22 protein-coding genes are annotated in these 19,736 nt (G+C 38.9%); 15 read left to right on the top strand and 7 right to left on the bottom strand.

What is annotated here, in order from left to right; all coding sequences use genetic code 11:
• Positions 1-4: 4 nt before the first annotated feature.
• The 7 genes from LMF32_RS03865 to LMF32_RS03835 all read left to right on the top strand — a co-directional run bounded on the left by LMF32_RS03865 (position 5) and on the right by LMF32_RS03835 (position 6,967).
• On the top strand, positions 5-1,075 hold the full coding sequence (locus LMF32_RS03865) for an ABC transporter permease (RefSeq protein WP_230523930.1): 1,071 nt from the start codon (positions 5-7) through the stop codon (positions 1,073-1,075).
• Positions 1,076-2,023 (top strand): ABC transporter permease, encoded by a 948-nt coding sequence (locus tag LMF32_RS03860; protein WP_230523929.1) that lies wholly within the window; start codon positions 1,076-1,078, stop codon positions 2,021-2,023. It abuts the gene before it with no gap.
• Positions 2,023-3,315, top strand: a complete 1,293-nt coding sequence (locus LMF32_RS03855) for an NCS2 family permease (RefSeq protein ID WP_230523928.1) — start codon at positions 2,023-2,025, stop codon at positions 3,313-3,315. Before LMF32_RS03860 ends, LMF32_RS03855 begins: the two co-directional genes overlap by 1 nt.
• Positions 3,316-3,403: 88 nt before the next feature.
• On the top strand, positions 3,404-3,856 hold the full coding sequence (locus LMF32_RS03850) for a GNAT family N-acetyltransferase (RefSeq protein ID WP_230523927.1): 453 nt from the start codon (positions 3,404-3,406) through the stop codon (positions 3,854-3,856).
• A gap of 41 nt (positions 3,857-3,897) precedes the next feature.
• On the top strand, positions 3,898-4,389 hold the full coding sequence (locus LMF32_RS03845) for a PH domain-containing protein (RefSeq protein WP_230523926.1): 492 nt from the start codon (positions 3,898-3,900) through the stop codon (positions 4,387-4,389).
• The gene (locus LMF32_RS03840; RefSeq protein WP_230523925.1) at positions 4,382-5,824 is read left to right on the top strand and encodes a PH domain-containing protein; all 1,443 of its coding nucleotides are present in this window, start codon (positions 4,382-4,384) and stop codon (positions 5,822-5,824) included. The genes LMF32_RS03845 and LMF32_RS03840 overlap by 8 nt, the downstream gene beginning before the upstream one ends.
• A gap of 690 nt (positions 5,825-6,514) precedes the next feature.
• A complete protein-coding gene (locus LMF32_RS03835) occupies positions 6,515-6,967 on the top strand; it encodes a MarR family transcriptional regulator (protein ID WP_230523924.1) in 453 nt (150 codons plus the stop codon).
• 208 nt (positions 6,968-7,175) lie between these two features.
• On the opposite strand, the gene LMF32_RS03830 is transcribed toward LMF32_RS03835, so the two are convergent.
• The gene (locus LMF32_RS03830; protein ID WP_230523923.1) at positions 7,176-8,585 is read right to left on the bottom strand and encodes an ISLre2 family transposase; all 1,410 of its coding nucleotides are present in this window, start codon (positions 8,583-8,585) and stop codon (positions 7,176-7,178) included.
• 135 nt (positions 8,586-8,720) lie between these two features.
• On the opposite strand from LMF32_RS03830, the gene LMF32_RS03825 reads away from it, so the two are divergent.
• Both LMF32_RS03825 and LMF32_RS03820 read left to right on the top strand, forming a co-directional pair.
• Complete coding sequence (locus LMF32_RS03825; RefSeq protein WP_278046256.1) at positions 8,721-9,200, top strand: GNAT family N-acetyltransferase; 480 nt, start codon at positions 8,721-8,723, stop codon at positions 9,198-9,200.
• Positions 9,201-9,211: 11 nt separating this feature from the next.
• Positions 9,212-9,919, top strand: coding sequence for a phenylalanine--tRNA ligase beta subunit-related protein (locus tag LMF32_RS03820; protein WP_230523922.1), 708 nt, complete (start codon positions 9,212-9,214; stop codon positions 9,917-9,919).
• Positions 9,920-9,976: 57 nt separating this feature from the next.
• Here LMF32_RS03820 and LMF32_RS03815 read toward each other — a convergent pair whose 3' ends face one another.
• Both LMF32_RS03815 and LMF32_RS03810 read right to left on the bottom strand, forming a co-directional pair.
• On the bottom strand, positions 9,977-11,008 hold the full coding sequence (locus LMF32_RS03815; RefSeq protein WP_230523921.1) for a N(5)-(carboxyethyl)ornithine synthase: 1,032 nt from the start codon (positions 11,006-11,008) through the stop codon (positions 9,977-9,979).
• A gap of 205 nt (positions 11,009-11,213) precedes the next feature.
• Positions 11,214-11,660, bottom strand: coding sequence for a HEAT repeat domain-containing protein (locus LMF32_RS03810; RefSeq protein ID WP_092480759.1), 447 nt, complete (start codon positions 11,658-11,660; stop codon positions 11,214-11,216).
• A gap of 250 nt (positions 11,661-11,910) precedes the next feature.
• Between LMF32_RS03810 and LMF32_RS03805 the strand changes: the two genes are divergently transcribed.
• From LMF32_RS03805 to LMF32_RS03795, 3 genes are all read left to right on the top strand, one after another.
• Entirely contained in the window at positions 11,911-12,543 is a 633-nt protein-coding gene (locus LMF32_RS03805; protein WP_188205374.1) for a TetR/AcrR family transcriptional regulator, read from the top strand.
• A 92-nt stretch (positions 12,544-12,635) separates the two neighbouring features.
• Positions 12,636-13,346: an ATP-binding cassette domain-containing protein gene (locus LMF32_RS03800; protein WP_230523920.1), complete on the top strand. Its 711-nt coding sequence runs from the start codon at positions 12,636-12,638 to the stop codon at positions 13,344-13,346.
• 1 nt (position 13,347) lies between these two features.
• Positions 13,348-14,049, top strand: coding sequence for an ABC transporter permease (locus LMF32_RS03795; protein WP_230523919.1), 702 nt, complete (start codon positions 13,348-13,350; stop codon positions 14,047-14,049).
• 17 nt (positions 14,050-14,066) lie between these two features.
• Here LMF32_RS03795 and LMF32_RS03790 read toward each other — a convergent pair whose 3' ends face one another.
• Positions 14,067-14,486: a YbaN family protein gene (locus LMF32_RS03790; RefSeq protein WP_230523918.1), complete on the bottom strand. Its 420-nt coding sequence runs from the start codon at positions 14,484-14,486 to the stop codon at positions 14,067-14,069.
• Between the two features lie 289 nt (positions 14,487-14,775).
• Between LMF32_RS03790 and LMF32_RS03785 the strand changes: the two genes are divergently transcribed.
• Both LMF32_RS03785 and LMF32_RS03780 read left to right on the top strand, forming a co-directional pair.
• A complete protein-coding gene (locus LMF32_RS03785) occupies positions 14,776-15,012 on the top strand; it encodes a hypothetical protein (RefSeq protein WP_230523917.1) in 237 nt (78 codons plus the stop codon).
• Between the two features lie 43 nt (positions 15,013-15,055).
• Positions 15,056-15,997, top strand: coding sequence for a 2-keto-3-deoxygluconate permease (locus LMF32_RS03780; RefSeq protein WP_230523916.1), 942 nt, complete (start codon positions 15,056-15,058; stop codon positions 15,995-15,997).
• Between the two features lie 52 nt (positions 15,998-16,049).
• Here the strand turns inward: LMF32_RS03780 and LMF32_RS03775 are convergent, their stop codons facing one another.
• The 3 genes from LMF32_RS03775 to LMF32_RS03765 all read right to left on the bottom strand — a co-directional run bounded on the left by LMF32_RS03775 (position 16,050) and on the right by LMF32_RS03765 (position 19,323).
• Complete coding sequence (locus tag LMF32_RS03775; RefSeq protein WP_230523915.1) at positions 16,050-16,481, bottom strand: VOC family protein; 432 nt, start codon at positions 16,479-16,481, stop codon at positions 16,050-16,052.
• Between the two features lie 651 nt (positions 16,482-17,132).
• Positions 17,133-18,518 (bottom strand): aminopeptidase P family N-terminal domain-containing protein, encoded by a 1,386-nt coding sequence (locus LMF32_RS03770; RefSeq protein ID WP_230523914.1) that lies wholly within the window; start codon positions 18,516-18,518, stop codon positions 17,133-17,135.
• Positions 18,499-19,323 carry a DeoR/GlpR family DNA-binding transcription regulator gene (locus LMF32_RS03765; RefSeq protein ID WP_223156041.1) on the bottom strand — a complete coding sequence of 275 codons (825 nt, stop codon included), beginning with the start codon at positions 19,321-19,323 and terminating at the stop codon, positions 18,499-18,501. The genes LMF32_RS03770 and LMF32_RS03765 overlap by 20 nt, the downstream gene beginning before the upstream one ends.
• A gap of 154 nt (positions 19,324-19,477) precedes the next feature.
• Between LMF32_RS03765 and yidD the strand changes: the two genes are divergently transcribed.
• The gene (gene yidD, locus LMF32_RS03760) at positions 19,478-19,729 is read left to right on the top strand and encodes a membrane protein insertion efficiency factor YidD (protein ID WP_230523913.1); all 252 of its coding nucleotides are present in this window, start codon (positions 19,478-19,480) and stop codon (positions 19,727-19,729) included.
• Positions 19,730-19,736 lie beyond the last annotated feature (7 nt).

Raw genomic sequence — 19,736 nt, 5'->3', positions numbered from 1 at the left:
GGACATGGAAAAAATAAGACAAAATACTAAAAATAATTTCGTGATGATTCCAATAATTGCCATTTTTATCGCGCTTTTTATCGGAGCAGCAGTCATGCTGATCGGCGGATACAGCCCATTAGTGGCGTATGAATCATTGATTTTTAAAGTTGTCGGCTCAGTGTACGATATGGGTGAAACGATCCGTGCGATCATTCCTCTGATTTTAAGTGGATTTGCCGTCGCCGTAGCCAGTAAAGCGGGTATTTTCAACATCGGGGTCGATGGACAGATCATCATCGGAAGCGTCAGTTCTCTTTTAGTGGGAACGCTTGTGGATCTGCCTCCAATCATTCACGGAATCGTGGCAATCATGGCCGGTGTCGTTGCTGGTGGAGTATGGGGCGTATTGATTGCTAGCTTTAAAACGAAATTTGGCATCAATGAAGTTATCAGTTCTATTATGTTGAATTATATCGCTTTATACTTAAGCCATATTTTGATCAAAGCTTTTGCAGCACAAGAGGGAACACAACGTTCTGCCATGATCAAAGAATCGGCAGGAATCAACTTCCCATCATTGAATGAGATGTTCAATGGCGCTCGTATCCATTGGGGATTCATCATTGTACCATTCATTATTTTTGGATTTTACTACTATTTTGAAAAAACACGTTGGGGTTACGAAACAAAAACAGTTGGATTGAATGCCAATGCTTCTGACTATTCCGGGATGAAAGTGAATAACATCTTAACTCGTACCATGTTTATTTCAGGTGCATTAGGCGGATTGATTGGTGCATTGGATACTTTAGGAGTTTACGGATATGTAGCGATCGTTTCTTCTACCAGCGGTATCGGGTTTGATGGAGTAGCTATTGCATTATTAGGAGGCAATTCTACGTTAGGAACGACTTTATCCGGAATTTTGATCGGAGCATTGAATTATGGATCTCAAGGGATGCAATTTGGAGCAGGTGTACCAAGCGAAATCATCGGAATCGTTGTTTCGTTGATCATCTTCTTTGTAGCAGCTCCTGGAATCGTGAAAGCCATACTGCCTAAAAAAGCATTACTGAAAAAGGAGGTAAAATAAATGACAGCCAATATTATAAGCGGAAGTTTGATTTTTGCCACAGCATTGTTGTTTGGTGCTTTGGGCGGGATGCTTAGTGAGAAAGCTGGAGTCATCAACCTAGGGGTAGAAGGGTTTATGGTTTCCGGTGCGTTCTTTTCTGCCGTAGGAGCTTACTTTGCTGAAACAGCTGGTATGGGCAAGTTCAGTCCTTTCATTGGTTTATTAGCAGCGTTTGTCTTTACTTCGATATTTTCAGGTATGCATGCTTTAGCCACATTGAAATACAAAGCGAACCACGTTATCAGCGGGGTAGTCATCAATTTGCTGGCTTCAAACGTGACATTCTTTCTCGTCAAATTGTTATTTGATGGAGTAGCTGAAACGCCGCGTTTGAAAAATATGTTTTTGAAAGCATCTATTCCTGTATTGTCTGATATTCCGGTTATTGGGAAAGCGTTATTCCAATCTTATCCAACAACCTATCTGGCATTTGCTGTCGTATTGCTTTTAACTTACCTTTTCTTCCGCACATCTTTAGGATTGCGTTTAAGAGGTGTTGGGGAAAACCCTGGGGCTATCGATACAGCAGGGATCAATGTTATGAAGATCAAGTTTTGGGCGGTTATGTTGAGCGGATCAATCGCTTCTCTAGGGGGCGCTACGATCGTATTGACGACTAACGGAAACTTCTCATTCAACACGATTGCAGGACAAGGGTATATCGCAATTGCTGCCGTTATTTTAGGACGCTGGAACCCAGGCGGCGTTTTATTAGGAGCATTATTATTCGGATTTGCACAATCCATCAAAGACCAGATCCAGATTCTAGACTTTGCAAATGCGATCCCTACAGAAGTATTCTACATGCTGCCGTACTTAGTAACTTTACTGGCACTAATCTTTACTGGAAGAAAAACACGTGGACCGAAAGCTTTGGGAACCCACTATGATGCGAGTGTGAGATGATGACTGGGATTCAACAATTTTTTCAGATACAAGAAAAAGGAAGTAATCTAAAAACAGAGATCGAAGCAAGCGTCACCTCTTTTGTCTCTGTCGTGTATATCGTTGCTGTAAATGCGCTGATTTTATCTCAAACCGGCATGAGTTACAATTCCGTGATGATCGCTACGATCTTAACGACTGCTTTAAGCAACATGTTGATGGGATTATATGCCAAATCGCCATTGATCTTAGCGCCAGGTATGAGTGATAATGCCTTCTTTACGTACATTTTAGTGGGTGCCTTTGCCTTTACATGGCAAGAAAGCTTATCGATCGTCTTGATCGTCGGAATATTGTTTTTTTTATTGACGTACTTTAATATCACCGGCAAATTGCTGTTGGCTATACCGGGGACCATGATCAAAGGAATGAGTGCCGGAGTAGGGTTTTTCTTGATTTTTCTAGGATTGAAAAACAGTGAAATCATTGTATCTTCTCCAGAAACGATCGTAGCCTTGAACAATATCTTCCAGCCGGTTCCATTGACGATGTTATTGACCTTATTGATCGGGTTAGTGTTGTTTATCCGAAATGTCAGAGGGAATTTCTTGCTGACGATTATTTTCGGAGTGATCATTTCAATCGTTTTAGGTGTAACAGACATTGGTTCATTCTCTTATTCATTGATTGACACAAACTCACTTGAACCGTTCTTGTTCCAGTTCGATTTTTCAAATGTGTTTACCGTCAATTACTGGATAGCAGTCTTCTCACTGTTGATATTAGTGGTCTTTCAAAATCTTGGAACGCAAATCAGTTTCTTGAACTCTGAGGATCCAACAATATTGAAAAAAACATTGGAATCCAATGCTTTATCTGTTGTATTAGCTAGTGTACTGGGCTGCAGCTCTACCTGTACAAGTGCTGAAGGAGCGACAGGAATCACAGTCGGAGGGAAAAGCGGATTAACATCCTTTTTAGTAGGAATCTACTTCTTATTCACGATCTTGTTGATTCCGTTTATTGCGTTGATTCCATTGGCGGTCATTTCTGCACTGCTTGTCATTGTCGGTGCTTTACTGATTGCAGGCAACTTAAAAGATATCGATTTTACAGACTTTACCGAGTATTTCCCAGCTGTAATCATGGTCTTGATGATGGTCTTGACGTTCAACATTGCAGATGGAATCGGATGGGGGTTTACGTTTTACACATTCCTTAAAGTGTGTTCAGGAAAACATGCTGCTGTTTCTAAAATCATGTATGTTTTATCCGGCGTTTTTGTAGCGTATTTTGTATTGAAATTTATTTAACAAAGAAACCTGTCTGTGTGTTCTGCGGACAGGTTTTTTCGGTTATAATGAGTAAAGATCCTTTAAAATAAGTTAAGGAGCAAATTAAATGATCAGAAAATTGCAACCAGATGAAGCGCCACCTATGGATTTATTGCTGCTGGCAGATCCTTCACGAAAAATCATTGAAGCTTATTTAACAAGAGCGGAGTGCTTTGTGATGGAAAACCAGAATCAACTCATTGGAGCCTACATATTATTGCCGACACGACCTGAAACGATTGAGCTGGTCAATATAGCCGTACAAGAAAATTTTCAAAACAAAGGCATTGGCAAACAACTGATCAGACATGCTTTGGAACGAGCAAAAGAAGAAGGGTTTCAAACGATAGAAGTTGGAACTGGAAACTCCAGTATTGCACAGTTGGCGTTTTATCAAAAATGCGGTTTTAGAATAACTGGTGTGGACAAAGACTTTTTCATTGAACATTATGAAGAAGAGCTGATGGAAAATGGGATACCGTGCCGCGACATGATCAGGCTGTCAAAATCACTAAGATAAGAACGCATTATTTTTAAGAAAAATTATAGAGGAGGAATAAAGTGGATTATCCATTATTACCAAAACAAATGCCTGAGCGAATCAAAAAAGTGTGGAAAAAAAGCAATTTGGTAGGAACAGGAATTTTTCTAATTATCGGAATCGGAGTGACTGCTTTTTTAAATTGGTTGGATGTATTAGACGGAATATGGGTTTGGAGCATGGGGATTTATTTTGCTATTGTTCTTATCTGGTCTGTGATTGCAATGTTGTTGATTCCATATCGCTACCAATTCCATCGGTACGAGATAACCCCAGAAGATTTATCTTTTCAAGATGGTTATATTTTTAGAAGCATTACTCATGTACCTATTAATCGAATCCAACACATCGAAACAGAGCAAGGACCCTTTTTACGCAAAGAAAAATTAATGGAAATCGTCATACATACAGCAGCGTCGAGTCACAATATATCTGGATTAGATGTAGAAGAAGCCGTCCAATTGCGCCAGCAGATCATTAAATTGGTAAAGGTGGCGAAAGAGGATGTCTGAACGAAAAAGATTTCATCCCCTGGCGGTGTTCATTTATTTATTTAAGGGATTGAAGAGTTGGTCATTTGCAGTTCTTTTATTAGTTTTCAATGGAGAATTGATGACCCTTTTTGGATTGATCGCTTTGTCTGCGATAGTTTTATTGTCGCTGATTCAAGCTCTGTGGAAATATTTTTCTCAAACTTACCAGATTTCTTCTGAAAAAATCATCCTCTACCGAGGTGTTTTTCGCAAGAGAGAAACTGACATTCCTTATGAACGCATCCAAACAATTAAGCAACGCCAATGGTTTTTCTTCAAACCATTTGGTGTGATCCAACTCTTGATCGAAACTGCCGGGGGAGAAAGCACGCAAGCAGAAGCCTCTATGCCTGCAGTAAACATTGAGGTATGGGAATGGATTGAAAAGTATCGCCAAGGAGACCAGCCGGAAAGTGAAATTCATTCAGCAGGTCTGGAGATGCAAAAAGAATCAAGCTCTGCAGACTACACAGTCACCAACAGTCAGATTGTCTTATTTGCCCTGACAGATTTGAGTATCATTGCCACATTGATCGCTGTTATTATCTTCATTTCTGAATTTATTCCGGAAAATTGGATAACTACCACTACCTCAATGGCAGAAAGCTTGCTGCGAGCAGGATGGTTGGCGTCATTATCGATTTTATTCGTTAGTTTGGTTTTCGTGATGCTGTTATCTCTTCTAAGGACATTTATCCAGTACTATAACTTTCAAGTCAATCGTACAAATCAGACGTTAACAATTGAAAGTGGATTGTTCGAACGCAAAATCCAAAAGATTCCTGTAGAAAAAATCCAAGGTCTGAAGATCAGGCAGCAACCGGTTCGAAAATTACTAGGGATCTCTACTGTTGAGTTGCTTTTGGCAGGCGGGCAAGAAGCAGAAGGGGAAAGCGGAATCGTCAAAAAGCTTTATATCTTGCCGATCATTTCTGACCATCAGCTCTATGAGACATTGTCGGAATTACTGCCGGAATGGAACTTCACTCGTCCTGAAATAAAGTTCGTATCCCGTAAAAAATTGTGGTACTTCTGGAGATGGAAATTGCTCTTTATTCCGATCGCTGCAGGATTGGCATTTCTGAATTATTGGCTGGCATTAGCGGCTGTAGCAGTGATGTTCATATTGCTGCTGAATTCTTGGCTTGAAGAACAACACCAAGGTTATCAGATTCAGACCGCTCATCGAATATGTATCCAAAACATAGAATGGTTCTCAAAAGTTCAAACCTTTGTCGAACGTCAAAAAGTCCAATCCTTTTCTGAACAAACAACGAGATGGCTGTTCCCTAAACAAATTGGACACATCAATCTGTTTATAAAAACTGGTGATGATCTGGAGACGCTTGGCTTAAATTTCATAGACGAAACCGACATTTATAAACTAAGCAGGTTCTATCGGAATAAAAATTAAAAAATACTATTTGCTTAAATATATTCGCTGCTCAATAAGTGTATAGAAAGTAAGACTACGTTAGAAAAAAACTTCCAGTCCATAAAAAAGTCGCATCAGTCCTATGAGCTGATGCGACTTTTTTTAGTATCAAGATAATGGTTGACCGCAGTTTGGGCAAAAATTGGACTGTTGCAGATTTGGATGTCCGCAATTGGGGCATTTTGAAGTATAGGCTCCTTGTGACAACATTTGCGTCAAATCGCTTTCCTCGATATGCACCGATTGGTTCTTCTGGATTGCTTTGCCTGTTTGCTTGTCTAACTCGTACCAAGAATTACAGCAAGTCGTATGAACTAAGTATTTTTTCCCAAAAGTGAATAGTGGAATGAAAAACAACCGGAATCTACTGCCTGTGACAAAAACTTCGTAACGACCGAAATGACCGCAATGAGGGCAAGTCATAGGTTGATTGAAATCCAGTTGCTGATTGAATGAACGGATATCAAACATAATGAACATGTAAGCTGCTCCTTTCGTAATGAATGCTACTATTAGGCCTAAAAAGATGAGATAAGACAGTTCTCATTGTAAATCAATTCGTCAAAAAAATCATTTTTTAGAGCAACAAGAAATTGATTATTTATGTTGCAAATGCAACATAAATAATTTACTATAAAACTAATAAACGAAGCAGAATGGAGAAAACAAATGACGGAGATTTTAAGAGATATCGGAATGATTGCCAGAGCACTAGATTCCATTGCAAATATTGAATTTAAGGAGTACGATCTGACTCGCGGACAGTATCTCTATTTGGTACGCATCTATGAACAACCCGGCATCATCCAAGAAAAGCTGGCTGAAATGATCAAAGTAGATCGAACAACAGCAGCTAGAGCCGTCAAGAAGTTGGAAGATAATGGCTTTATCGAACGGAAAGATGATGAAGAGAATAAAAAAATCAAACGGCTGTTTCCAATCAATAAAGGGAAAGAAGTAGCTCCATACATTTTAGCTGAAAATACTTATTCTAATGCAGTTGCATTGAACGGATTATCAAAAGAAGAAGCTGAAGTCCTTTCTGATTTGCTGGAAAAAGTGAGAGAGAATATAGAAGTTGACTGGAATGCCGTAAAGAAAGGGCAGAAAAGGAATTATTAACAGAAAAAGGAGAATGGATAATGTCGATTGAAGTCAAAAAATGTACTGTAGAGTTTGTGTCAAGTTTTTCTCGAGCGTCCTATTACTCCGCTAGTTTAGGCACTCTATTTTTGTACACTTGTCAGCTACCGCACGGCTCCACCGTTTGCTGGCCCATCTTATGGAAGAACGTTCCTAAAACCAGGAACCTTCTCCCATAAGACAGGAATTAACGAAAACTTTTAATTAATTGTCCTATTGGTGATGAACGAGAGGCATATAATGGAATCGTCCCATTCTTTGCACCAACTGATTGCCGTGTTTTCTCATGCAATAACGACGATAAACGAACCGTTTGTTTCAACTTGCGTTGTTGCCGAGTACTTCTATTTTGCTGATGAAGATAGGCTTCGCGTAAGGTGTGATTGAACATGCCTTGTTTTACTTTTACCATAGCTTCACAGCCTTCTGCGCTCCAATGCATCCCACGTTTTTTCATTCGAAAAGAAATATGCCGTTGATTCGACTCCATTGCGCCTAAACCTCTTGCGTCCTTCGGCACTTGTTCTGCTTTTTCACGCCAGTCGAAAATCCGATCCCAATTCCGTAATACGTATGTTCTGAACGTATTCAATTTTTCCACTGCCGGTGTCTCGTCTAATGTACTTTCATACGTATCCAACCAAATAGTTAATTCATCTAAATCATGCGTTTTTAATGCTTGACGGACATGCTGTTTAAAAACGTTAGTTTGCGATCCAAACGCGCGGTTTAAGCCTTGGAAGACATGATAAGAGTCTAGTTGATTTAAAACAGGATAGTTCGATTGAGAAAAAGCTTCTTGGAATTTGTCTGCGGTATACCCTTGTCCACCGTCACTATTGGTAATGATTTGAGCTTGCTGCAACGAATAACGGCTCGCTGTAAAGGCTTGAACTTCTGCCCAAAAACCAGCGGTTTTTTTAGTCGTCATGATGGCTTTGGGTTCTTTTAAAGAGACGCGCTTTCCGTTTTTCTCCCAGCCTTCGTAAAGGATGGCATGACGAACTTCTAAGCTTTTTTTCTTTTCTGTCCCACGTACAAAAACCCCATCCGCTTCGGCGTAAAAATAGTCCACCTTTTTTCCTTCGGGCAACTCCGTGGCTTCTTCTAGTTCCAATACATTTTCTTCATCCTCACGTGATTGTGCTGCTCCAACGCGTTTAAGAAGACTGCCGACTGTTTGATGACTCAGCGTAATGGCCGTCCATTCGTTTAGAATAGCTGCGGTATCTCGATAAGTAGCTTTACTCACCAACTCTGCCACTTTTACTTCTACTAGTGGGCTATGGCGTTGATATTTTCGAATGCCTAACCATTCATCTAGTGGATAATGGTTCTGATTTTTAGTATCCACCATTAGCGTACGCCGGTACCGAACGGGACCGAAGATAAATTGAACCGTTTTCCAATCGTCTCGTTTCACTTTCCAGCCTTCCTGTTGTTTTTCCTCTTTGATCACTTGATTAATGTTGGTGAAAATCTGACTCATTAATTGAGCGAACACATCATACATGTAGACTTGAATAGCTTCCTCTGTATCTATTAAATTGCTTGAATCCTTTATTATTTGATAAACCTTTGATATAATCTTATCCATAAGAAGGCCTCTTTCATTTATGTATTTGCCGTGCAAAGCATACATTTATGATAAAGTGCCTTCTTTCTTTTTTCCAGTAAAATTATTGGCTCTCGAGAACTATTTTACACATACACTGTAGAAGATTTGCAGATATTGCAAAAAGTGAGTGTCGAGACGTTTCGAGATACTTTTCAAGATCAAAATACCGAAGAAGATTTGTACAACTACTTAGAAAAAGCCTATAATACAGAACAACTTACATCGGAATTACTGAATCAACAGTCAGAATTCTATTTTGTATTCAATGGTAACGATTTGGCAGGATACTTAAAAATCAATATCAATGAAGCCCAATCGGAAACAAACGGCGAAGAGGCCTTAGAAATAGAACGGATCTATGTTCTGCCTGAGTTCAAAGGGAAAGGGTTAGGCAAAATACTGATTCAACAAGCTGTAGAACGGGCGCAGTTTCATCAAAAAACAAACATTTGGCTAGGCGTTTGGGAACATAACCAGGCTGCTTTGGCTTTTTATAAAAAATTAGGATTCGTTCAAACTGGTGCCCATTCGTTTTTCATGGGTGAAGACGAGCAGACAGATTTGATCTTAACGAAAAAACTAACGAAAGAGTAGGAGTGAAAGGGATGAAACAGTTTAGAGTTGAAGAGGCTTTTTGGGAGTTGTTCCCTGAAGCACAGCTTCATCTAGTAGTAGTGAAAGGAATCAATAATCAAAAATTACAAGATGAGCGTTATTTGATCGACTTATTGAAAGATGGGAAAGAAGCCGCCAAAGGATACTTAACAGAAGAAGTTTTCAGCCAAAACAGCGTCATTAAAGAGTGGAGAGAAGCCTTCAGCACCTTTAAAACCAAAAAAGGAGCCCGTTCTTCTATTGAAGCACTGTTAAAACGTGTTGATCAGGACAGAGATTTTCAACCAATCAATCCGTTGGTAGATATTTATAACAGTATTTCTTTAACATATGCTTTGCCATGCGGAGGAGAAGACCTCCAGTCTATTGAAGGTGATTTGTATCTTGGTATAGCAGCGGGAGGAGAGAGCTTTTTACCTTTAGGGACGGAGTCAGATGCACCGGCCTTACCTGGAGAGATTATTTATGGAGATGAAAAGGGAGCTGTTTGTCGTTGCTGGAACTGGCGGGAAGCACAGCGAACGATGCTGACGGAAGAAACTACCGATGCCGTATTGGTTATCGAATCCATCAACCCAGAACAACATCAGCGCGCAGATAAAGCTGTAAAAGAACTGAAACGATTGGTAGATGTTTATTTTGATACGAAAAGCCATATAGAAAAGATAGCCCAACCTAGCACTAGTGTCTCACTATAACAACGAAAAAACTGATGAGTACTCAGAACAATCTCGAATACTCATCAGTTTATTTTTTTACCAAACGGTTGAAGCCGGATCTGTTTTGTCAGTTTCTATGAATAATTCAGGAATATTCCTTTGTTGGAATTGATTGATGCGTTCATCAATGATTTTGCCTTTATCGATAATCAAGGCATCTTTTAAGATGGGGTTTGTGCTTCCTTCAATCAAATCATCTATATATTTAGCTGTTTCAGTTGAGATAGCACTTGAAGAAGTGCGGTAAAAAAGAGTAGGGGTAGTATGATCAACTGCATAGTGGATCACGTGGTCGATCTCATAAATAGGATCACTTAAAGTAGTCGGTACCGTAGTTTCAATAGCGCCGTTCTCATCGCAACTCACATCGATGATCATAGTGCCTGGTTTTAGTCGTTTTAAATCTGTTTTATAGACTAAATGATCTGTACGAGCAGTATCCCATAAGACTGCATTGACGATCACATCAAATTCGGACATTTCTTTTCGGAACAGCTTTTCTTGGTGACGGTTATAAACACGAATCTCAGCCCCTAAGCTGGTCAAAATACGCTGTGCACCCCGAGCTGTATTTCCGCGGCCTAAGATAGCTACTTTTGTTTCATAAGGCATCGATCCATTTAGTTGATAAGCATGCATCACAGCTGCTTCACCCGCCAGCTCATTATTGCGCCAATAAGAATGACGATTGTCTTCATACATATCTTCCCAAGCATAGGCAGATAATTCATTAGCGACTAAGATATCTGTCACCTCTTTACTCTGGACGGCGTGGACCCAGCCAAACAAGGTCTGTCCTAATTGCAGCTCAGTTAAATAATCTGCATCACCGATCTTAGGATCGCAAATGATATCTTGTGCTAAAGCCACTTCTTTCGATACGATTTGGCAGCCTAGATCCGTATACTCTGTATCCGAAATGTTTAAATTAGCTCCATAACCTTCTTCAAAAAATAAGTTTTCTCTATGCTCTATTTGGACGATATCCTTAGGCAGCAAGGCTATCCTTTTTTCTCCCATTTTAGAACTGTTGACAAATCCAACAGTTTTTAATTGTTCTAAATTCATTGTCCTGACCCCCTAATGTATAGTTATCAACTTATGAAAGTCGATTATCTTCATTATCTCACTACAAGGAAGCGTTTTCAAATATAGATAGGTTTAATAGAGCAGAATAAGAAATTAATGACTGAATGAAGACAAAAGAATCACTTGTCTTGTAGTAAACAAATGATTCTTAGGTAAAACTAGTTTAATAAAAATGATGCAGAATCTAGCAGAACTCTGCGTAAGAATCAGCGATCCAAGCATCAAAATCTTCTTGTTTTTCATATTGCATTACGTCATACATCTCTGGAGAAACAACTTGGAACTGTTTTTTAAATACAGCTAAATCAAGCTCTTCCATTTGTGTATCACGTTTTACACGGTTGAAAATTTTCGCGTAAGCTTTCTTAGTATAGCCTATTTTTTTTCTTGGTGTTGGCAATTGCTCGCCTTTTTCAGTAACGCCCATAAAACGAGCGGCATAAAAAGCAGCTTCTTTAACAGCGAAAACGCGGTCGCTAGTAGCCAGTTTAGTTAAGATGTATCTAGATTTTTGACAGTCATACTTAGCTAATTCTTTTACAGCTTCCATTCTGACTTTCCAATCATCTTTTGTGTTGGCTTTGATTTTCAATTCTTCTATATTAGCGGGTTCTTCTTTAATGATCTTCATGTATTATTGGCCTCTTCCTCTTTTTGGTCTCATCGTTCATACTATAGAGTTCAAACCAGTTTTACAAGAAAATTTTAACCATACCGTAAATCAGCAAAAGAAATGTTGTAATATATGTCATAAGCAATAATAAAGATAGTGAAGAATTTGTGCTTAAAAATATAATTATAAAACAAAAATAGTTGACATAGATACCAGTGGTATGTATTATATAATTACATACCACTGGTATTCAAAGAGAGGTGATTTCATGGCAAGGAATAAGTATCCAGAGGAAACTAGGAAAAAAATTCTGGAAGTAGCAGAAAAGTTATTCTTAGAAAAAGGATACGATGGAACCTCGATACAAGATATTGTTGATGGTTTAGGAAACATGACTAAAGGGGTTATTTATCACCATTTTAAATCGAAGTTTGCTATTTTAGAGACGCTGATGGACGAAACAGGCGAACAGCCTATGTTGAATGATTTAAAAGGGGATAATGGTTTTGAAAAATTGCAAAATACACTCAGAGACGCTTTTCATGCTTACCGGCAACAATCAATCGGTTATTCGGCTGCTGTAACTTTACGAAGTCCACGAATATTGGGAGAGCAGTATTTGCAAGTCTTTGAAGAATTGGTTCCAGAAGTAGAGAAAATCGTTCAAGAGGGTATTGATGATGGATCGATTCAAACGGAATATCCAAAGGAAATTTCTGAATTGCTGATGTTGACATTGAATTTGTGGATTGGCTTTCAAATCAGTGTATTGTCATTGGAAGAATTAAAACGGAAAACTAAGTTTATCCAGAAGATGTTTGAGGGGTTAGGCGTTCCACTATTGTCAGACGAATTAGTCGAAGATGCTTTCCATTTATTTTCGATGCTAAAAAAAGAATAGCTTTCAAACAGCTATTTTTTTTAAATTGAAACATACCAGTGGTATCTATGTTGAAATGAACAGCTACTCCTATAAAAGAGAGGAAGATAGAAATGATGAATGTAGTGGAAGTGCAAAATGTAGAGAAGAATTACGGAGCAAAAGAAGTATTGAAAAACTTTAGTTTGACCGTCCAAAAAGGCGAAATTTACGTGCTGCTTGGACGGAATGGTGCTGGCAAGTCTACGTTGTTCAAATTGTTAACAGGATTATCAAAAGCAACAAATGGAGAAGTTCGTATTTTCAATGAAACGAAAGATATTGAAAAAGTGAAAACCAAAATCGGCTCCAATATAAATGAACCAGTTTTTTATGAACATTTGAGTGCTATAGAAAATCTATCCATCCACTGCGATTACATGAAAGCTTCTAAAAATAGAATTCAAGAATGGCTGGAAGTCGTAGGCTTGAGTGTCGATAATGATCGACCGGTCAAGGAATACTCTTTAGGAATGCGCCAACGGTTAGTTTTAGCTCGTTGTTTAGTTCATGACCCCGAACTGCTGGTGATTGATGAACCATTGAATGGTTTAGATCCTAGAGGAATCAAACTATTTAGAGAGCTGCTGGAAGAAATTTCTTTATTAGGAAAAACGATCATCATGTCGAGTCACATTTTGACAGAAGTTGAATTGGTCGCGACCCGCATTGGAGTGATAGATGACGGACATCTGGTGCTGAATGACCAAAAAACGGCACTCGTGGCTGCCCATCAGAACCAGTTGGAAGACTTTTTGATCAGCAAAATGGAAGGGGAGTATTAACATGAATTTAATCAAACTAGAAATGAAAAAAATAGCCCTCAGCCCTTATTTCTTAGCAGCCGTCGTTATTCCGGTAGCAGCTTTAGCAATGGTAGAACTGATGGCCTATGCTCCTAAAATAGATCCGAGTTTCTCCGCAGCCGACTCTGAAATGATGACGTATGAGTTTTTATATTTCACATCTTTCATTGTCAATGTAGCTGGGTTTGCATGTTTAGGGACCGCACTGCTAGGAAAAGTGATCATGGAGTCGTACAACGACAACTATATTTATCTGACATTGAGTTATCCAGTGTCCAGAAAGAAAATCTTATTCGCTAAAATCATTTTTTGCGTCGTGTTCTCGGGACTAGGTGTTTTTATCGGGCTCTTTCTAACCAATGGATTGTTCTTTATTTCTGAATCTATTTTTCCGTTGGTTCAAGATACGTTGTCCTTTAGCCAACTCATCAGCCAATTGCCGCTCCTAGTGATCGCTGGAGTTTTGGTCAGCAGCGTAAGCTTGATTTCCTTAACGATCGGCTGGTGGAAAAAGTCATTGCCTTTAGCTATCGTAGCCGCAGTTGTATTGTGCAGTATCCTCAGCAACTTAGTGATGGCTGGCGGACAAGGTATTGTGATAGTAACCTCGCTGTTTTTATTGGTCATCAGTCTTTTAGTGACAGTCACTATGACAAGAAAAGTTGCGCGATTAGAAGCTTAATCGATAAAAACCAAGTATCAGACGGATTCAGTCTGATGCTTGGTTTTTTGCTTATACTCTAAAACTGGATTTTTTTCTGGATGACTTGGAATAACTGCAAATAAATAAAAAGTGATGCCGGCCGTTAGAATCGTCAATCCTACTTTTACTGGGAGTAAAGGTGCGAAATAAATAGAAAAGCTCATCATCAAATAAATGTTGAACAAAATCTTCCATTTGCGCTTTGTAGGGATCATCCGATTTTCCATATAGTCGGCAATATAGATTCGATAAAGTTTAGTTTGCTTAAGCCAAATGTCAAATCGTTTTGAGCTTCTAGCAAAACAATAAGCACTCAACAACAAAAAGGGTGTTGTAGGCAAAACTGGAAGAAGTACCCCGATTGAGCCAAATCCAAAAGATATCAAACCTATCGCTAATAATAGCATTCGCTTCATTCCATCTGCTCCTTCCAAATCAACTTTGAAAAAATTATCCGAGTATAAGCTATGTATGATAGAGGGGCCTTAATGCTCAGTTTTGAGCTTAAAGATAGACAAAGAAAGGATTTTTTAAGGATAAAACAGTTCTTTATCTCTCTAATACAATGATATCTTAACACATAATTGATTGTGAATAAAGAAACTTGTGTACAGGTAAGGTCTTTTTTTAAAAAATGTCATATAACTTTCATAAAATGAATTAAAGGATTAATCCTTTGAAAATGATTTGAATGAACCGTTAACAATGAGAAGAAAAGAGGTAATTGCTTTAAATGAAGGAATTAGCCTTGAAAAAATTCGTGAAGTAGCTGACAATAGAAGAAGTATTGAAATGTTACTAGCTGGTTTTGGAGAAATGATTTCGTTGCTAATGACATTTTACAAACAGCTGTCAGTAAAACAGATACGTTTTGTTTACCGGTTTCTAAAAGATTGGTTGATGTTGATCTGCTATCTAATCAACACGATCCTTTTGAGCTGAATAACAATAGACAGCATTGAAAAAAACGAAAGTAGGAGAATATATGTTTAAATTTATGAATAGGATTCCAGCAGGAACGTTTTTAGTTCCCATGTTGCTAAGTGCGGTATTTTACACGATATGGCCGAATTTATTTAGCGGAATTGGCGGAATCACAAATGCTTTACTAGGAGGAAGCGGAACAAGTTTCATTATCGGTCTGATTTGTTTTTGTTCTGGAATAGGTATTAATGTCAAAACGTTAGGCAAGTTGTTCAAACGTCATGGTGTATTATTAGTGGTAAAATTGGTCTTAACGGTTGGATTTGGTTTACTGTTTATTTCTTTATTTGGGCAAGAAGGCATATTTGGTATCAGTGCCTTGGCTTTTGTAGTGGCTATGTGCAGTATGAACCCTGCTTTGTATGTTTCATTAGCTAACGATTTTGGTGATGATGTAGACAAAGCTGCTATTGGGTTAGTAGGATTGTTCGGGATCCCAGCTGTGCCGATGTTTATTTATGCGATATCTGGTCAAGGCGAGATTGATTGGATGCCAATCATCTCGACGATTCTTCCTCTTATTTTGGGTATGATATTAGGGAATCTAGATAAAGATTTCTCGAAAATCTTTGGAACTGGGATCACAGTACTTCTTCCGTTATTAGGATGGAATATTGGTCAAGGCATGAACTTAATTGAAGGCTTGCAATCAGGAGTCTACGGTATCGTTCTTGTGCTTGTTTTTTACTTGTTAATGAGCCCGATTGTTTTAGTCGATCAAAAATTGCTTAAAAACGATGGGGTAGCAGCTATGTCAATGAATGCCGTGGCAGGTGTGTCCGCATCGTTTCCTGCGATCATTGCTCAAGTGAATCCTGGAGTAGCAACTTATGTGACAAGTGCAACAACTCAAATCGTTACTTTAGCCATCATTACGATTGTCGTAACACCTATATTGGTTCGGAAATTGTATGGAAAAACGCATCCAATAGAAACGAAATAAAACAATAAACAGGAGGGCCGATACGTGATCGGTCCTCCTGTTTTGCTGTATATTATTCAAATTCTTCTTTTAAAATGTCCATTCGGTCTTCAAAGCTGACTTCACGATGAATTTCATGCAGCATCCAGACGTATCCAAAAGGATCTAAAAATTGTGCATTTGAAATACCGAATTCTTCCATACGCGTGATGCCTTGAATTTCTGTACAACCATTCTCCATGGCTGATTGATACGTTTTCTCAATGTCATTTACCATAACATTGAACCAAAAAGATTGCGGATGTCCTTTTACAGGAGCGACCAAGTAATATTCCGGATTTTCATCCAACATGTGGAAACGGGTGCCATAAATGTTGAAGACTGCTTCATTTGCTCCAGTCTTAAAATCGGTCACTTCCACACGTTGAACGGGGAAAATCTTCTCATACAGCTCCAACGCTTGTAAACTATCTTTTACCACAAAATCAAATTCTACTGCTTCCATTGTATACCACCTCTTTTTATTTTTAGTATAACAGAAATCCAGAAGACATCGATATTATTGGATGCAACTGGTGTGAATCTAGTACCAAGATATGCAGTAGAGGTGTTCTACTTGATAAGTTGAGGCAAATCTAGAGTCAATATGTGAAGTAGAAGTGTTCTACTTGATAAGTTGAAGCAAATCTAGTGCCAAGATATGAAGTAGAGGTGTTCTACTTGATAAGTTGAGGCAAATCTAGTGTCAAGATGTGAAGTAGAAGGGTTCTACTTGATAAGTTGAGGCAAATCTAGTGCCAAGATGTGAAGTAGAAGGGTTCTATTTGATAAGTTGAGGCAAATCTAGTGCCAAGATGTGAAGTAGAAGTGTTCTACTTGATAAGTTGAGGCAAATCTGGTGCCAAGATATGTAGTAGAAGTGTTCTACTTGATAAGTTGAGGTGAATCTGGTGTCAAGGTATGAAGTAGAAGGGTTCTATTTGATAAGTTGAGGCAAATCTGGTGCTAAGGTATGAAGTAGAAGAGTTCTACTAAACAAGCCAAGGCAAATATAACAACAAATTGTCGTATAGAACCAACACAAAATCCAACTAGACAAAAAAGCACATTGAGTCCACGCTCAATGTGCTTTTTGCTAATGTTCTTCTCAATTGGGTTATCCTTCTTTTGTATACGCCAACGTTTTGTTCAGGAAAAACGGCGTGTAGAAAGCCACTGTATCGCTCAAAGGCAACACGTCATCAGACAACTCTATCTTGATGACATTCTTGATGTAGTTTCGTCTCGTTTCGATTCGGTTCCATACGTCAGGGTAGCTTTCTTTCAATTCGGCTTGCAAAGCTTCATCTGCAATAGCAACAGGTTCTTCACAACTTGCGCCTGAATAGCCTGGAACGCTCGGGATGATGTCGACTTGGAACATTTGCCCGCTTTTCACCACAGCGTTAGAGCCTTTGAAGAATGGTGATGACATCCATTCGTCGTCTCCGGTGTAGTGGCCTGGATTCAGTGTCCACCCGTAAACATCAGACGGAAAGACTTCTTGGATCATAGAATAAAATTCATCTCCCACAGTACCGACTTTGATGTTTTCCAACCAAGCCGTGTAAGCAGTAAAGTAAGGAATACCGACTTTTTCCAAATAGTCCGATTGATTTTCAGGCAGATCATCTTTAGAAGCTGCCACGAATCCAGCTCGACTGCTCAATCCGCCTTTGTAGCCGACGGTCATAGAATAATTGTCGCCTAACGAAGCTTTATTGTCTCTTGGATACAGAGTCGCGTGTGTAAAGCGCTGACCGGCTGCACTGATAGTGGTTACAGTATTTGGCTGACCTTCTTGAGCAAGAAAAGCTCCGATTTCTTTTTCTGTTTTGCCGACTTCTGCAGCTTGGATGGCTTCGAACATCCCTTTTCCAGCCAAGGTAGCTCCGTACTCAAAATGAGCGATTTCATTGGCATTATGCGTCGTACGCAAACCGCCTTCTGGAGAAATCAAAGCTGAAGCAAAGTTTTGCAATTGTTTGCGATCTGAAACATATTGAATCAAACTGTCTACAACGTAGAACGGCAAATCGAATAATCCGCCGTTATCATAGTGAGAAGAAGTGAACAGTTTCCAGCCGATAACGCCTATAGTTGCATCAGGAGAAATGTGACACTCTTTGAAATGATCTGCAAGAGTTTTTTCGCCAGTCATCGGTTGATTCGGCAAAGAAAAGTAAGGAACGTGAACAGCTTTTGCCGGAATGCGAGAGTGTGCAGCTAATTTTAAGTTTTCGTTTCCAAGCATCAAATAGCTGTCTCCATTGGAATGGATGACTAAACAAGCTTCTTCAAAACGGGGGATAAACCCGGTAAGGTATTCAAAATTGGCGCCATGTTCGCGATCGGCATAAATGATTGCCGTATCAATAGATTGTTGTTTCATTTTCGCTAAAAAGTTTTCTTTTCGAGCAGTCATTGTTTCATTTGATAAAATGACGGATTCAAGATTCGTGTGGATAGTAGGTAAAGCGACTTCATTTAAGTTGATGGTCATGATTAGTTTCCCCCTGTTTGGTTGATAAAATAGTGGTTAAAGATTCTAGTTCTTTAAAAGTTTGTTGTTGCGGTTCTAAATCCGTTACGATCAAATCAAAATCTTCCGCATTGCCGATTTTATAAAAATAAGAAAGATCGAATTTCTTATGATCTGCGACTAAGATTGTTTTCTTCGATTGATCCATTACAGCCTTTTTCGTAAAAGCATCTTCTTCATTCAAAAGAGTGATGCCATCTTCTGCACTGATTCCTTCGGCGCCGAGAAAAGCGATATCGAAGTTGAATTGTCTGATGAAATCAGCTGTTTCCAACCCTAAAAAACCTTTAGACAATTCACGGTACTTTCCAGGGACGGCGTGCAAATCGATCCCTTCATACTGAGACAAAGAATTCAGGACCAATAGCGAATTGGTATAGAATCGGCATCCTTCAATGTTGAAAATCTCTCTGGCTACAGCTAAAGCCGTTGTACCTGTTTCAATAAAAACGGTACTTCCAGGCTTGACCAAGTTTCTGCAAAACTTGCCGATTTGTCTTTTCTCTTGGACACTGACTTCTTCTTTGATAGAAATAGGATTTTCGACAACTTGCTCACCTCGATAAACAGCTCCGCCATGAACGAGTTGAACATTTCCCCATGTGGAGATTTCTTTTAAATCACGGTTGATCGTCATCGTTGAGACGCTTAGTTCAGCGGCCAATTCAGTTGAAGATACTTCACCATTTACTTTCAGCAAATCAAAGATCATTTCTTGCCTCTTTAACTGATTCAATAAAACACCCCCAAGAACTTTCTTCTGCATTTATCTTACCATCTTGTTAAAATAAAGCAACACAAAACAACATTTTACCAAAATTTAGTTACTTCGTGTTAAATAACTGACTTTAAATAAAAAAATATCTTCTTTACAAAACATACCATATGGGGTATTATGTAAATACGGCAGGGGGTATAAAATGAAAAAAGTAATTTTAACAGGAATTAAGGGTTATCAAAAAGGAATTTCTCCTTTATTTTCACCTAGTTGCCGCTACTATCCTACTTGTTCTCATTATGCGGTTGAAGCGATTGAAATTCATGGAGCAGTTAAAGGATCTTTGATGGCGACGTCACGTATTTTAAGGTGTCATCCCTTTGTAAAAGGCGGTTATGATCCAGTACCCAAAGTATTTTCATTAAAAAGAACAATCACTCAAAAAGAAAAATAGAGAGGAA

This window comes from Desemzia sp. C1, assembly GCF_020882875.1.
GTDB classification, from domain to species: domain Bacteria; phylum Bacillota; class Bacilli; order Lactobacillales; family Carnobacteriaceae; genus Desemzia; species Desemzia incerta.
The sequence above is the reverse complement of the archived record's forward strand: the minus strand, read 5'-3'. Positions and strand labels throughout refer to the sequence as shown.

What these genes read in the sequence shown, in the direction of transcription:
- LMF32_RS03850 (WP_230523927.1), top strand. Translation starts at nt 3,404, where the DNA reads ATGATCAGAAAATTGCAACCAGATGAAGCGCCACCTATGGATTTATTG.
- LMF32_RS03830 (WP_230523923.1), bottom strand. Translation starts at nt 8,585, where the DNA reads ATGGATAAGATTATATCAAAGGTTTATCAAATAATAAAGGATTCAAGC.
- LMF32_RS03785 (WP_230523917.1), top strand. Translation starts at nt 14,776, where the DNA reads ATGAGAAGAAAAGAGGTAATTGCTTTAAATGAAGGAATTAGCCTTGAA.
- LMF32_RS03865 (WP_230523930.1), top strand. Translation starts at nt 5, where the DNA reads ATGGAAAAAATAAGACAAAATACTAAAAATAATTTCGTGATGATTCCA.
- LMF32_RS03770 (WP_230523914.1), bottom strand. Translation starts at nt 18,518, where the DNA reads ATGACCATCAACTTAAATGAAGTCGCTTTACCTACTATCCACACGAAT.
- LMF32_RS03840 (WP_230523925.1), top strand. Translation starts at nt 4,382, where the DNA reads ATGTCTGAACGAAAAAGATTTCATCCCCTGGCGGTGTTCATTTATTTA.
- LMF32_RS03810 (WP_092480759.1), bottom strand. Translation starts at nt 11,660, where the DNA reads ATGAAGATCATTAAAGAAGAACCCGCTAATATAGAAGAATTGAAAATC.
- LMF32_RS03805 (WP_188205374.1), top strand. Translation starts at nt 11,911, where the DNA reads ATGGCAAGGAATAAGTATCCAGAGGAAACTAGGAAAAAAATTCTGGAA.
- LMF32_RS03815 (WP_230523921.1), bottom strand. Translation starts at nt 11,008, where the DNA reads ATGAATTTAGAACAATTAAAAACTGTTGGATTTGTCAACAGTTCTAAA.
- LMF32_RS03855 (WP_230523928.1), top strand. Translation starts at nt 2,023, where the DNA reads ATGACTGGGATTCAACAATTTTTTCAGATACAAGAAAAAGGAAGTAAT.
- LMF32_RS03790 (WP_230523918.1), bottom strand. Translation starts at nt 14,486, where the DNA reads ATGAAGCGAATGCTATTATTAGCGATAGGTTTGATATCTTTTGGATTT.
- LMF32_RS03780 (WP_230523916.1), top strand. Translation starts at nt 15,056, where the DNA reads ATGTTTAAATTTATGAATAGGATTCCAGCAGGAACGTTTTTAGTTCCC.
- LMF32_RS03800 (WP_230523920.1), top strand. Translation starts at nt 12,636, where the DNA reads ATGATGAATGTAGTGGAAGTGCAAAATGTAGAGAAGAATTACGGAGCA.
- LMF32_RS03775 (WP_230523915.1), bottom strand. Translation starts at nt 16,481, where the DNA reads ATGGAAGCAGTAGAATTTGATTTTGTGGTAAAAGATAGTTTACAAGCG.
- LMF32_RS03765 (WP_223156041.1), bottom strand. Translation starts at nt 19,323, where the DNA reads ATGCAGAAGAAAGTTCTTGGGGGTGTTTTATTGAATCAGTTAAAGAGG.
- LMF32_RS03820 (WP_230523922.1), top strand. Translation starts at nt 9,212, where the DNA reads ATGAAACAGTTTAGAGTTGAAGAGGCTTTTTGGGAGTTGTTCCCTGAA.
- LMF32_RS03795 (WP_230523919.1), top strand. Translation starts at nt 13,348, where the DNA reads ATGAATTTAATCAAACTAGAAATGAAAAAAATAGCCCTCAGCCCTTAT.
- yidD (WP_230523913.1), top strand. Translation starts at nt 19,478, where the DNA reads ATGAAAAAAGTAATTTTAACAGGAATTAAGGGTTATCAAAAAGGAATT.
- LMF32_RS03860 (WP_230523929.1), top strand. Translation starts at nt 1,076, where the DNA reads ATGACAGCCAATATTATAAGCGGAAGTTTGATTTTTGCCACAGCATTG.
- LMF32_RS03835 (WP_230523924.1), top strand. Translation starts at nt 6,515, where the DNA reads ATGACGGAGATTTTAAGAGATATCGGAATGATTGCCAGAGCACTAGAT.